This is a genomic window from Ciceribacter thiooxidans (genome assembly GCF_014126615.1).
Taxonomy (GTDB): Bacteria; Pseudomonadota; Alphaproteobacteria; order Rhizobiales; family Rhizobiaceae; genus Allorhizobium; species Allorhizobium thiooxidans.
Genome location: NZ_CP059896.1, coordinates 3105693 through 3119255 on the forward strand (window position 1 = coordinate 3105693; position 13563 = coordinate 3119255).

Sequence of the window (13563 nt, forward strand, 5' to 3'; positions counted from 1 at the left end):
GCCAGTGGCTTGTTGCCGCGGAGCCTGCTGCCGGATCCGTCAGACGCCCTGCGCCGCCTGGGAATTGGCCCAGTCGACGATCTGCCGTGCGGACATCGCACCCGAGACCCGCGCGATCTCTCGCCCATCCCGATAGAGCAGCATCGTGGGAATGCCCCTTATGCCGAGCCGTCCGGCAACTTCCGGATGGTCTTCGGAGTTGAGTTTCATCAGGCGCATCGAAGGTTCAAGAACCTTTGCCGCCTCGGCGAAGTGGGGCGCCATCATCTTGCAGGGGCCGCACCAGGGCGCCCAGATGTCGACGAGAACCGGCACTTCGCTGCGGGCGATCTGCTTCTCGAACATCCCGGGATCCGCCTCCACCGGATGCCCTTCGAAAAGCGCCTCCTTGCAGGCGCCGCAGCGTGCCTCGGCGGCCGGACGTCCTGCCTTCATGCGATTGACGGCGCCACAATGCGGACAAACGATTTGCCGATCTTTTTCCATGTTATATGTCTCCTTCGAGGCGCCCCATTCCTGCAGAAGCGCCTCCGATAGTTGACATTATATTCACAATGACGTAGATACGCAAGAATGAAGCTTAACCCTGAATCCATGCAAAACGCTGCAGACGACGCTAGCGAGCTCCTGAAGGCGCTCGCCAACCGGCACCGGCTTCTTATTCTCTGTCAGTTGATCGACGGCGAACGCTCGGTCGGCCAGCTCGCCGAATTTCTCGGGATCCGGGATTCAACGGTATCGCAGCATCTGGCACTCCTTCGCCGCGACCGCATCATTAGCGGTCGTCGCGACGGGCAGACGATCTGGTACCGGATCGAGAGCGAGCCCGCACGCAACGTTATCGGCGCGCTCTACAACACCTACTGCTCGGTCTGAATTTCCTCACCGCCGACGATACCTTCAGGCGGAGCGCATGGTGCCGCGCTCACGCAAGGCGACGTGCCAGGAAAATGCCTCTTCGAGGATATGCGGCGTATGACCGCCGCGCCGGCTGGCCCGAACGTAGTAGTCCCGCAGCGCGTCGCGATAGTCCGGATGAACGCAGTTGGCGATGATAACCTGTGCGCGTTCCCGCGGCGCAAGACCACGCAGATCTGCAAGACCCACCTCGGTCACCAGGATGTCGACGTCGTGCTCTGTGTGATCGACATGGCTTACCATCGGTACCACGCTTGAGATGGCGCCGCTCTTGGCGATCGACTTGGTGACGAAGATCGACATGTAGCCGTTTCGCGCGAAATCGCCCGAACCGCCGATGCCGTTCATCATATGCGTTCCGCCGACATGGGTGGAATTGACGTTGCCATAGATGTCGAATTCGAGGGCGGTGTTGATGCAGATAAGGCCGAGGCGCCGGATGACCTCCGGATGATTGCTGATCTCCTGCGGTCGCAGGATCAGGTGATGCTTGTACTCGACGAGCCGCGGCAGGACCTTGCGATACATCTCGGCAGAAAGCGTGATCGACGATCCCGAGGCGAAGCCGAGCTTACCGGCATCGAACAGTTCGAACGTCGAATCCTGCAGAACCTCTGAATACATCTTCAGGTCATGGAAGGGAGAATCGATGAAGCCGTGCAGTACTGCGTTGGCGATCGTCCCGATCCCCGCCTGCAACGGCTGCAGCTCATAGCCCATCCGCCCCTGCTTCACCTCGTTCAACAGGAAGTCCGTCAGATTGCCGGCGATCGCACGGGTGTCATCGTCCGGCGGCAGGATGGTGGCCGAGCTGTCGTGCTTCTCCGAGACCACGATCGCGACGATCTTTTCCGGCGGAACCGGAATGAATGGCAGTCCGACGCGGCTTTCCGGTGTCACGACAGGGATCGGCATGCGGGCGGGCCGGCGGGTCGGTATGTAGATGTCGTGCAATCCCTCAAGCGTCGCTGGCTGCGACAGATTGATCTCGACAATCACCTTATCGGCCAGGATCGCGAAGCTCGCCGAATTTCCGACCGAGGTCGTCGGCACGATGCCGCCCTGCTCGGTGATCGCCACAGCCTCGACGACCGCGATGTCGACGGGCGGGATCTGATTCGTCCGCAGTTGCTCGACTGTTTCGGAGAGGTGCTGATCGATGAACATGACTTCGCCGGCATTGATCGCCTTGCGCAGGCCCGGGTCCGACTGGAACGGTATGCGCCGGGCGAGCACATGCGCTTCGGCGAGTGTCTTGTCGAGATCGTTTCCGAGCGAGGCGCCGGTCATCAGCGTGATCTTCAACGGGTCCCTTCGCGCCCGTTCGGCGAGAGCAAGCGGCACGGCCTTGGCTTCGCCGGCACGGGTAAACCCGCTCATGCCAACCGTCATGCCATCCTTGATGAGGGCTGCCGCTTGGTCGGCGGTGACGACCCGATCGAGCAAGGGCCTGTGTCGAATCCGTTCACGCAGCATGATCTTTCCTCGTCCAGATAAGAGACGGGTGGTCTCGTCCCATTGGTTCCGGTTGGCTTAAAGGTGGGGACATCGCCGTTGCAATCATTCTTCAGTCGCATCCGATGCGGACCTGATATGCGCAAGACGCATAACAGGTCCGCATCGCCCCGGGATGTCGATGAATGACTCTTGTATTTTCGAAGAGAAAGGAATCGGAATACCGATGGTTCCCGCGGGACGGTTTCGACCGGAGCAGCCGATGAACAGCAATGCACAGGACAGGCCCTACTGGACGATAGACGGCAGCGAACTGACCAATGCGCTGGGCTCCGGTGCAGGCGGCCTCACCGCATCCGAGGCGGCCCAGAGGCTTGTGCGGCTCGGGGCGAACTCGATTGAGGAAAGTACCCGCGTCGGCGCCATCCGGCTGCTGATGCGCCAGTTCGAAAGTCCGCTCGTTCTGATCCTCGTCTTCGCCGCGGTCGTTTCGATGCTGCTGCAACAGTGGGTTGATGCAGCCATCGTCGTCACTATCGTGCTCGGCAGTTCCCTCCTCGGCTTCTACCAGGAGAACCGGGCCTCGCAGGCCGTCGAGGCGCTGAAACGCCGGCTTGCACTCACTTGCCGCGTCGTGCGCGACGACACAGAAAAAATAGTGCCTGTCTCGTCTGTAGTTCCGGGCGACATCGTCCTGCTCTCCGCCGGCAACCTGGTTCCAGCAGATGGGCTCGTGCTCGAGGCAGCCGACTTCCTGGTCAGCGAAGCCGCGATGACGGGCGAATCCTTCCCGGTCGAAAAACGACCCGGAAAGATTGCCGCCGACGCACCGATTTCCGCCCGATCCAACGCCGTCTTCCTCGGCGCCTCGGTGCGCAGCGGAACCGCAAGGGTGCTTGCGGTCAAAACCGGCAGGCAGAGCGAGTTCGGCGCCATCGCCGCAAGACTTCGCGGGCGACCCGCAGAAACGGATTTCGCCCGCGGCGTGCGTCGGTTCGGTTACCTGCTGATCCGCGTCATGGTGCTGATCGTACTCTTCGTGCTGACGGTCAATCTGCTGCTGGACCGTCCGGTTGCGGAGTCATTGCTCTTCGCTGTCGCACTTGCCGTCGGGCTTTCGCCGGAACTCCTGCCGGCGATCATTACCGTGACCCTTTCCGCCGGCGCCAAAGGGATGAGCGAACGTGGCGTCATCGTCCGCCGTCTCGAGGGGATCGAGAACCTCGGCAGCATGGATATCTTCTGCACCGACAAGACGGGCACGCTGACGGAAGGAACGGTGGTGCTGCATGAGGCCATCGACGCCGATGGTCGCCGTTCCGACGAGGTTCTGCAGTTCGCGTTTCTGAACGCCTCCTTCGAGACGGGAATCGAAAACCCGATCGATGCCGCGATCATCGGGAAAGGCGAGACGGCGAACCTGACGACCGCCGGATATTCGAAGATCGACGAGATCCCTTACGATTTCACCCGCCGGCTGCTGACCATCGTCGTTGAAAGCGCGGAGCATTCTTCGCAGCGCCGGATCGTTACCAAAGGCGCTTTCGACAACGTGCTCGCCGCCTGTACCTCCGTCTCGCGGAGTGGAGCGACGATCCCGCTCGACGAGGCTCTGCGGGAGGAACTGGCAAGATTTCCCGAGAGCCGGGGCGCCGAAGGCTACCGCGTGCTGGCGATCGCCACCCGCGAGACGGACGTGAAAGCAGACTACACCCGCGACGACGAAGCCGGGATGACGCTGCAAGGCTTCCTGGTCTTCGAGGACCCGCCAAAGGCCGAGGCGAAGAAGACGATCTCGGATCTCGCCGCGCTCGGCATCCGCATAAAGGTCATCAGCGGCGACAACCGCTTCGTCACCGCTCACGTCGCGCAAGTCGTCGGTCTGAATCCGGCCGGGATTCTTACGGGCGACGAGATCGCGAAACTGAACGACGAAGCTCTGTGGAACATGGCGGCCCGCACCGACCTTTTCGTGGAGGTCGACCCCCAGCAGAAGGAAAGGATCATCCGCGCCCTCCAACGTACGGGTCACTCCGTCGGATATCTCGGCGACGGGATCAACGACGCGCCGGCGCTTCACGTCGCCGACGTCGGCATCTCGGTGGAGCAGGCAGTGGACGTTGCCCGCGAAAGCGCCGACATCATCCTTCTCAACCGCGATCTCGACGTGCTGCGTTCCGGCATCGAGGAGGGCCGGCGAACCTTTGCCAACACGCTGAAGTACATCTCGATCACGACGAGCGCCAATTTCGGCAACATGGTCAGCATGGCGCTCGCCACGCCGCTGCTGCCATACCTGCCGCTCTCGGCCAAGCAGATCCTGCTCAACAACTTCCTTTCCGACATGCCGTCGATCGCGATTTCGAGCGACAATGCCGATCCGGAACAGATCGCAACGCCGCAGCGGTGGAGCATCCGCGACATCCAGCGTTTCATGGTGGTCTTCGGGCTGATCAGTTCCTGTTTCGACATGCTGACCTTCGCCACCCTGCTCTTCGTCTTTCACGCCAACGAGGCGACCTTCCAGACTTCGTGGTTCATGATCTCGCTGCTGACCGAGCTCGGTGTGGTACTGGTGTTGCGCACCCGCAAGCCCGCCTGGCGAAGCAGACCGAGTTCGTTGCTTCTCTGGTCGACGATCGCCGTCTCCGGCGCGACGCTCACCATCCCCTATCTCGGAACACTGACCGGGGTATTTGACTTCGTGCCGCTGTCGGCGACGCAAATGGGCGCGGCGATCCTCATCATCGCCGCCTATCTCGCAGCGACAGAGATCGTGAAGCAGCGTGTGTTCCGTCCGCAGCCGAGGCGCGGCGATCGCCGCGACGTGGGAACAACTGCTCAGAACCGCCGTTAGTCACAGATGAGGTTTCTCGCTGTGGTCATAACTGGGCTTGCGGTGATCGCGCCCGCGGCACATGCTTTCGTCCTGCCCAACAAGATCAGGCTGCCGAAGGCGGAATACTTTACTGTCCAGCAAATCTATAACGGCTGGTGGATCATCGGCCTTCTGCTGCCGATTGCGTTTCTCGCCAACGGCGCGAACGCCATATGGCTGAGAAACGACAGGGTGTCGTTGATTCTGTCGGTCGCGGCTGCCGCCTTGATCCTCGCCAATCTCGCAATTTTCGCGCTTTTTACCCAGCCGGCGAACGCTGTCACCCAGAACTGGACCGTTCAGCCGGAGAACTGGGAAGCTCTGCGCATCCAGTGGGAATACTCACATGCGGCCAACGCAGTAATTACGTTCCTCGCCTTTTGCTGCGCCGCGCTCGCATGCGTAAGGTGATATCCCTTGGCACCTAGGCAAGGACGCATTCGGAAGGATTGGCGCCGCGGCTGACGCAAACAGCTCACGGACCGAGAACTTGCCGCGGCTTTATTCAAATTGTGGAGGGGAAATGGCGCACCCGAAGAGATTCGAACTCCTGACCCCCAGATTCGTAGTCTGGTGCTCTATCCAGCTGAGCTACGGGTGCGTGCCGTGCCGGCGTGTCACCGGCTGCGTGGCGATCCTCTAAAGCGTGGCGCGGAGGATTGCAAGCGAATTTCCAAAAAAATCCGTCATTTTCGTACGCCCGACCCTCCATCCCGTTGTTTTTCAATAACATATCGGCTCACGCGCGGGCGCGCCAGTCGTCAAGGGCCACCGGGCGGTCGGGAATTTCAATCCTGAAAAGCGTGCCGGCTCCCGGCTTTTCGACAAGCGCGATGGTACCTCCGTGCGCCAGCACGAGTTCCCGCGCGATTGCCAGACCAAGCCCTGTTCCGCCCGATCGCGCCGCGCCGCGAAAGGCGGCAAAAAGATTCTCTCGTGCCTTGCGCGGCATACCGGGGCCGGTATCGTCTATGGTGATAGAAACCACACTTCCGACCCGCTGCGCCGTAAGCGTCAGCCGGCGAACCGCGTCGGGATCGCCTATTCCATAGCCCGTCAGCGCTTGAATCGCGTTGCGGCAGAGATTGTGGATCACCCGGAACAACTGCTCGCTATCGGCGTCCACCTCGATGTCGGCAGCCACCATGTCGATGAACTCGATGTCGCTTTCGGGGTCGATGGCAAGGATGTCCCGCACCTCCTGGCACAGGGCGGCAAGCTGAATCCGGCGCCGGCGCGGCTCGGCCTCAGCCGCCTGGCCGTAAGCCAGGACTTCTCTCGTATAGCCGACAGCCCGATCGATCGTCCGAAGGAGTTTCGGAGCGAAACTCTTGACCATGGGGTCGTCCACGTCAGCGAGCCGGTCCGACATGAGTTGCGCGGAGGCCAGAATGTTGCGCATGTCGTGGTTGATCTTGGAAACGGCCAGGCCGAGATCGACGAGGTTCTTCTGCTGCTTGAGGGTCCTGTGCAACTGCTCCTGCATCATCGACAGGTGCCGCGAGGCGACCGCCAGCTCGTCGCTGCCCTTGTCCGGCAGCAGGATTCGCGCGGGGTCTTCGGGGTCTGCGGTGAATTCCCGCATGCTGCACGTGAGACGCCGGACCGGGCGGATCATCATCCGGTTGATGGCGAGATAGATGAGTACGCCTGTAATCACCGAGATGATCAGGGAGACCGTGACAAGATACCTCGCGAAGGAGAGCATCGCCTTGTGCAGACTCGCCTCGGAGAGGACGACCTCGATTTCCATGTCGCTTTCGCCGACGGGTCCATAAACGCGCAGGATGCGGTCGCCGCCGAAGAACAGCGTGTAGAAGGCATCGCTGACGGAGCGGAGCGGATCGACATTGGCCAAGTCGAACTGGGCGTCGACCTTCGGCGGCATGTTGTCGACGACGAGGAGACGCGAGGTTCCGTCCTTGCGCAAAACGATGGCCTTGGTGCCCGTCGCCATCAACGCCTCATCCTGCAGCGCCCGCGGCAACTTAATGGGCTGCAGTCCGTCGATTACCACGCTGGCCGCAGCCGCGGTCCGCAACCGATCCTCCAGCCAGCGCAAGCGCATCGTTGCAATCGAAGGCGCGAAGATCAACACCTCAGCAAGCAATACGAAGACGATCGTGAGCCAGAGGAGTTTGCCGGACAACCCCTGAAAGAAGCCGGGAACGATGGCGGGCTTCGGGCCCCCCTCGTCAGGTCTCATCCGCACTTCGTCTGGCATCGGCGTCTCCTTGCCGCTGATCTGACCGCGGGTAGAAAGCCCCGGAGGGCATACATAGGATAGACCGGAAGGAAGAAAAAGATAAGCGACGCGAAAACGCGAGCGTGGCTATCGCGGGGATTTCCGCACGGAAAGGCCGCGAGCACTGCCCGCGGCCAGAAAGTTCGTTACTCTGCGGTCCCGGAGGCGATCAGAATTCTTCCCAATCGGCGTCCTGGGCAACGGCCACCGCACCGCCACCGAACGCGCGGGCGACACTTCCCTGCATTTGCCGTGCCGGCGAGGCGACGGGCTTGCGCGGAGCGCTGGATGTAGCCGCCTGCACGCGAACCGGTGCCGGCACATGCAAGGGCGGGTTGGGAGCCGCATTCCCCCTTGCGGCGTCTGCGAGACGGAAGTGCGCGACGAGGGCGGCAAGGCCATCGGCCTCCTCCGAGAGCTTGTGGGTCGCTGCCGACGTTTCCTCGACCATTGCGGCATTCTGCTGAGTAACCTGATCCATCTGGTTGATGGCGGTGTTGACTTCCTGCAGGCCGGTGGACTGCTCCTTCGCTGCTGTCGCGATCGAATGGATATGGTCGTTGATCTTGAGCACCCGGCTTTCAATCTCCGAGAGAGCCTCGCCGGTCTTCTGTACCAGCTTGACCCCGCCGGACACTTCCTCGCCTGACTTGGTGATCAGCGCCTTGATGTCCTTGGCGGCGTTGGCCGAACGCTGCGCAAGCTCACGCACTTCCTGGGCCACGACCGCAAAGCCCTTACCCGCCTCACCGGCACGAGCCGCCTCGACGCCCGCGTTGAGCGCCAGCAGGTTCGTCTGGAAGGCAATCTCGTCGATCACGTTGATGATCTGGGAGATCTCGCGCGATGCCTGTTCGATGCGCCCCATCGCGTCGACCGCTTCGCCGACAACCATCGCCGACTGCGCGGCGCTGCGGGTTGCTTCCGTAACCATCGAGCTCGCCTCCTGGGCTCTCTCACTCGACCCACGGACGACAACGGTGATTTCGTCGAGTGCCGCGGAGGTTTCCTCGAGAGCGGCTGCCTGCTGTTCCGTACGCTTGGCGAGATCGTTGGTAGCCGACATGAGCTCGTCGGCGTTGCCGTCGATGAGGTCGGTCTTGCCGCGAATGTCGATCATCATCTGCCGCAGTCGGTCGACGGTGGCGTTGACGTTCACCTGCAACTCCGCGAAGGCACCACGGAAATCGCCATGCATGCTCTGTGTCAGGTCGCCAGCCGACAGGCTCGCCACCACGCGGCGCGTCTCCGCCACACCGGCATCGACGGCCGTCAGAAGCGCGTTGATGTTGGCCGCGAAGCGATCGAGGTTGGGATCATCGTAGCGCTTTTCGATCCGCCGGCCGAAATCGCCATCGGCCGCAGCGGCCACAACGACCGACATACTGGACTGCAGGTCATCACTCTTCGCGCGCATGGCCGCTTCCTGCGCGTTGAGGCGCTGGACGGCGACGCCGTTCTGTTTGAAGATCTCGACCGCGGCCGCCATTTCTCCGATCTCGTCGGCACGGCCGGCATACGGGATATCGACACCGAAATCGCCGTCGGAGATCTTCTTCATTGCACTGGTGACGTTGCGGATCGGTCGGCTGAGCTGGTTGACAGCGATGTACATTCCGAAACCGGCGCCACCGGCAACAGCCACGAAGGTGACGCCCGTGATCAGCATCAGCATCAGGGTCTGGAACGACTTGAGAGACGCCGTGATCTCCTGAAGCTCGGCCTTGTCCTGCTCGACCACGGCGTCGATATCGGCCTGGAACGCTTTCCGGTTGGCGCGATTGGCCTCGTTGTTGCCCTGTTCGTTGGCGGCCTTCGGATCGACTTCGGTGCCGAGACGCGCTGTCTCGGTTCGGAACGCCCGGAATTCTGACGCCTTCCCGACCATAGAGTCGAAGGTCGTCTGCTGCCCGGCCGGCACGAGCGGCTTCCAGGCGGCAATTACGCCATCGATCTCGTCGAGATTCTTGATGAGCCCTTTGGCAAAGGAACCGGCTTTCTCGGTCGTCGGTGCAGCGTAGATACCACGCGCTTCCATGACGACGGCCGTCACCATTCTGTTCATGTGTTCGCCAAGGTAGACCCGCTCCGAAACCGTGCGCAACGCGTCGGCTCTGCCGGCATACTGAGCAGTCACGTAAATTCCGATTACGCCGATGACGACCGCTGCGAACCCGAGCATGCCCACGAGGGAATAAATCTTGCCGCCAATTTTCACGAATATAGCTCCTCTTCAAAATTCTCGGGGCAGCAAACCCGTCAAATTATGGGGATTTTATACACGCGAAATTAAGGAAGTCTTTCGCGGCCATGCTGCAGTGCGAAGGCGAAATACTTCGTCCGGACAGTAGCGAAAAGGGCATATTTCTACTTGAGGTATAGACACTCTATGCGCGCACGTTTTCGAGTGGTGTCAACTCACTACATCCGCCCGCAGATGCAACTGTATCCATCCCGTCGTAACGCCCCCACGGGCCGTTCGACACAGGCCTGCGCGTCTGTGCAGCCGATTGACTCTCGAGGTCATCGCCCGTATAAGCCGCCCGCACGCCCGGAGACACATGCCCGCTCACGCGGCAGGCCGGCCGTGCGAAACTCCAACGCTCTTGCAGAAATGCAAACCCAAGAAGGGCCGCACACCGCGGTATTAAATAAATGAAGCGTACCTACCAACCTTCCAAGCTTGTTCGCAAGCGTCGCCACGGTTTCCGTGCGCGTATGGCCACCAACGGCGGCCGCAAGGTTCTCGCCGCACGCCGCTCTCGCGGTCGCAAGCGTCTTTCGGCTTAAGGCCGGACGTGCCCGATCCCAGGAAACGGGCGAATGACGTCTGATGAACCTATCAAAACTGTCGGGCGGCTGAAGAGCCGGCCGCAGTTTCTTGCTGTCCGCGAAGGCGAGAAACGCCGCGGCGGCCTCTTTCTCCTCGAAGTGCTCAATCGCAAGGAGCCCGAGGGCGAGCCGAGAGTCGGCTTCACAGTCACCAAGAAACATGGCAATGCCGTCGAGCGCAACCGCATGCGCCGCCGCCTCAAGGAGGCTGTGCGCGTGAAGGCGGGGTTTGCAATGCAGCCGGGACATGACTATGTGGTTGTCGCCCGGCGGGACGTACTGTCGGTGTCCTTTGAAACGCTCACGGAAGAACTGGCCGAACGGATCGAAGCCAGGCCGAAACACAAGCGGTCTTCCCAGACCCGTTCCAGGAAAGTGTGATGGAAAACAAACGCAATTACTTCATCGCGATTGCCCTGTCCGTGCTGATCGTGCTCGCCTGGCAATTCTTTTATATGAATCCGAAGATCGAGGCGCAGCGTCAGGAGCAGGCACGCATCGCCGAGCAGGCGAAGACCGCGCCGGCGGCCAGCGAAAGCCCGGCGGCGAAGCCATCGGCCGAGGCTCAGGTTTCCGGTGCCCTGCCGGCCTCCGGCCAGGCCGCAGCGACTGCTACCCGCGAAGAAGCCATCGCCAAGACAGCTCGCGTCGCGATTGACACACCTGCACTTTCCGGCTCGATCAATCTGACCGGCGCGCGTTTCGACGACCTTAAGCTCAAGGGATACCGCGAAACCGTCGATCCGCAGAGCCCGATCATCACTCTCTTCAGCCCGTCCGACACGAAAGACGGCTACTTCGCCGAGCTCGGCTATGTTGCAGGCGAAGGCGCCGGCGCGGCGCCCGGGCCGTCGACCGTCTGGACGCTGGCGGAAGGTGAGAAACTGACCCAGACGACGCCAGTCACGCTCTCGTTCACCAACGACGCGGGTCTGACCTTCACCCGCAAGATCTCCGTCGACAAGCACTACATGCTGACCGTCGAAGACGCGATCAAGAACGGCGGCGCAACAGCTGCCTCGGTTGCCCCCTACGGCCGCATCACCCGTTACAACAAGCCAACGACGCCTTCTGTCTACGTGCTGCACGAGGGTTTCCTCGGTGTGATCGGCGCCAATGGCAGTCTCGTCGAGAAGAAGTACGGCGACGTTGAAAAGGAAAGCGTCACGAACGACAAGGCGACCGGCGGCTGGATCGGTATCACTGACAAGTACTGGGCAGCGGCCCTCGTCCCGCCGCAGTCGATCGCATACGATTCTCGCTTCTCGCACTTTGCCGATGGTCAGCCGCGTTATCAGGCCGACTTCAAGAATGACGCAGTCACCGTAGCCCCGGGGCAGGAAACCAGTCTCAAGACGCTTGTTTTCGCCGGTGCCAAGGAGGTGCGGGTGGTCAACGGTTATGCGCTCGACGACTCCTGGTTCGGAACGCTCTTCTCCAGCCTGCGCGGCGGCGAATCCGCCGACGTACAGAGCTATCACGTCCCCCGGTTCGACCTCCTGATCGACTGGGGCTGGTTCTGGTTCTTCACCAAGCCGATGTTCCAGCTGATGGACTTCTTCTTCCGTCTGGTCGGGAATTTCGGTGTCGCGATCCTGCTGACGACGATCGTGGTGAAGCTTCTCTTCTTCCCGCTCGCCAGCAAGCAGTATGCCTCCATGGCCAACATGAAGCGCATGCAGCCGAAGATGGAAGAGCTGAAGGCCAAGTTCGGCGATGACCGGATGGGCCTGCAGCAGGCGACGATGGAGCTCTACAAGACGGAAAAGATCAATCCGGTAGCCGGCTGCTGGCCGGTACTGCTGCAGATCCCGGTCTTCTTCGCACTCTACAAGGTCATCTACGTCACGATCGAGATGCGGCACGCGCCTTTCTTCGGCTGGATTCAAGACCTGTCGGCTCCCGATCCGACGACCTTCGTCAACCTCTTCGGGCTTCTGCCGTTCGACGCGCCGACGTTCCTGCATCTCGGCATCTGGCCGATCATCATGGGCATCACGATGTTCTTGCAAATGCGCATGAACCCGACGCCGCCCGATCCGACCCAGGCCATGCTGTTCAACTGGATGCCGCTTGTCTTCACCTTCATGCTCGGGAGCTTCCCCGCCGGATTGGTGATCTACTGGGCCTGGAACAACACGTTGTCGATCCTTCAGCAGTCGATCATCATGAAGCGTCACGGCGTGAAGATCGAACTCTTCAACAATCTGAAATCCTTGTTCCGGCGAAAACCACAGCCGAGCAAGTAAGACGTCAAAGAACTCCGGGGGTTTCCTCCGGAGTTTTTTCGTAGATGCATCCGAGATCAACATGAGCCTCAATACGCTTTCCCCGGATACTGCCGTCAACGATATCCGCAAGGAGCGCGTGGGAGCGTTCCTTGTGTTCGGATCAGCATTCTTCTGGAGCTTCGGCGGCGCCATAGCGCGCTTTCTCGATGTCACTGACAGCTGGACGATCGTCTTCTGGCGCAACTTCTTTGCTGCAGTCTTCCTGATTGTCTTCATGCTGCTGCGAGATGGACCGCGGGGCACCGTCGCCCTTTACCGGAACATGGGCTGGCCGGGGTTCGTGGTCGCATGCACCTTCGCCACCGCGACCACCTGCTTCATCATCGCGATCAGCTACACCACCGTCGCCAACGTCGTTCTCCTGCAGGCGGGTGTACCGCTCTTCGCCGCGCTGATGAGCCGGATATTCTTCGGCGAGCGGATCACCACGCTGACCTGGAGCGCAATTGCGGCCGTAATCGCCGGCGTCGCCATCATGGTTTCGGGTTCCTTCACCGGTTCCGTTTCGCCGATCGGCGACGCGCTGGCCCTGACGATTGCCGTCGTCTTTGCCGCGACGACCGTGATTACCCGCCGCTACACCGCCGTGCGCATGACGCCAGCCGCGTCTCTCGGGGCGCTGATCGCCTGTGCGATCTCGATGACGCAGGCGGGCACACTGTTCGTCCCCCTAGACCAGTTCGCACTGCTCTTCGTGTTCGGAACTCTCAACCTCGGTCTCGGCATGGCGCTTTTCGTAACCGGAGCACGGATGATCCCCTCCGCGCTCGCTGCCCTGCTCGGCACCGGCGAAACGATGCTCGCGCCGGTCTGGGTTGCGGTCATTCACGGCGAGATTCCGAGCGAGCGCGCCATCTGGGGCGGGCTGGTCATCCTCGCCGCGCTCATCACCTATCTCGGTGCTGAATTCCGCAGGCAACAGGCCGGCGCACACTAATCCAAGT

Annotated in this window: 11 protein-coding genes and 1 tRNA gene; 7 read left to right on the forward strand and 5 right to left on the reverse strand. The window is 61.4% G+C overall.

The window, feature by feature from the left end; genetic code table 11:
- Positions 1-39 precede the first annotated feature (39 nt).
- A complete protein-coding gene (gene trxC / locus H4I97_RS15280) occupies positions 40-486 on the reverse strand; it encodes a thioredoxin TrxC (RefSeq protein ID WP_182305493.1) in 447 nt (148 codons plus the stop codon).
- Between the two features lie 108 nt (positions 487-594).
- Between trxC and H4I97_RS15285 the strand changes: the two genes are divergently transcribed.
- Entirely contained in the window at positions 595-876 is a 282-nt protein-coding gene (locus H4I97_RS15285; protein WP_378143376.1) for an ArsR/SmtB family transcription factor, read from the forward strand.
- Between the two features lie 24 nt (positions 877-900).
- On the opposite strand, the gene H4I97_RS15290 is transcribed toward H4I97_RS15285, so the two are convergent.
- Positions 901-2394, reverse strand: a complete 1494-nt coding sequence (locus tag H4I97_RS15290; RefSeq protein ID WP_182305494.1) for a succinyl-CoA:acetate CoA-transferase ScpC — start codon at positions 2392-2394, stop codon at positions 901-903.
- 241 nt (positions 2395-2635) lie between these two features.
- On the opposite strand from H4I97_RS15290, the gene mgtA reads away from it, so the two are divergent.
- Positions 2636-5230, forward strand: a complete 2595-nt coding sequence (mgtA, locus tag H4I97_RS15295) for a magnesium-translocating P-type ATPase (protein ID WP_182305495.1) — start codon at positions 2636-2638, stop codon at positions 5228-5230.
- A 6-nt stretch (positions 5231-5236) separates the two neighbouring features.
- Positions 5237-5662 carry a hypothetical protein gene (locus H4I97_RS15300; RefSeq protein WP_182305496.1) on the forward strand — a complete coding sequence of 142 codons (426 nt, stop codon included), beginning with the start codon at positions 5237-5239 and terminating at the stop codon, positions 5660-5662.
- A 113-nt stretch (positions 5663-5775) separates the two neighbouring features.
- Here H4I97_RS15300 and H4I97_RS15305 read toward each other — a convergent pair.
- From H4I97_RS15305 to H4I97_RS15315, 3 genes are all read right to left on the reverse strand, one after another.
- Positions 5776-5852: transfer RNA gene (locus tag H4I97_RS15305), tRNA-Arg, on the reverse strand.
- A 138-nt stretch (positions 5853-5990) separates the two neighbouring features.
- Positions 5991-7475 (reverse strand): ATP-binding protein, encoded by a 1485-nt coding sequence (locus H4I97_RS15310; protein WP_182305497.1) that lies wholly within the window; start codon positions 7473-7475, stop codon positions 5991-5993.
- Positions 7476-7665: 190 nt separating this feature from the next.
- Complete coding sequence (locus H4I97_RS15315) at positions 7666-9714, reverse strand: methyl-accepting chemotaxis protein (RefSeq protein ID WP_182305498.1); 2049 nt, start codon at positions 9712-9714, stop codon at positions 7666-7668.
- Between the two features lie 437 nt (positions 9715-10151).
- On the opposite strand from H4I97_RS15315, the gene rpmH reads away from it, so the two are divergent.
- The 4 genes from rpmH to H4I97_RS15335 all read left to right on the forward strand — a co-directional run bounded on the left by rpmH (position 10152) and on the right by H4I97_RS15335 (position 13556).
- The gene (gene rpmH / locus H4I97_RS15320; RefSeq protein ID WP_182305499.1) at positions 10152-10286 is read left to right on the forward strand and encodes a 50S ribosomal protein L34; all 135 of its coding nucleotides are present in this window, start codon (positions 10152-10154) and stop codon (positions 10284-10286) included.
- A 33-nt stretch (positions 10287-10319) separates the two neighbouring features.
- Positions 10320-10709 carry a ribonuclease P protein component gene (gene rnpA / locus H4I97_RS15325; protein ID WP_182305500.1) on the forward strand — a complete coding sequence of 130 codons (390 nt, stop codon included), beginning with the start codon at positions 10320-10322 and terminating at the stop codon, positions 10707-10709.
- On the forward strand, positions 10709-12577 hold the full coding sequence (yidC, locus tag H4I97_RS15330; protein ID WP_182305501.1) for a membrane protein insertase YidC: 1869 nt from the start codon (positions 10709-10711) through the stop codon (positions 12575-12577). The genes rnpA and yidC overlap by 1 nt, the downstream gene beginning before the upstream one ends.
- A 61-nt stretch (positions 12578-12638) precedes the next feature.
- A complete protein-coding gene (locus tag H4I97_RS15335; protein WP_182305502.1) occupies positions 12639-13556 on the forward strand; it encodes a DMT family transporter in 918 nt (305 codons plus the stop codon).
- Positions 13557-13563 lie beyond the last annotated feature (7 nt).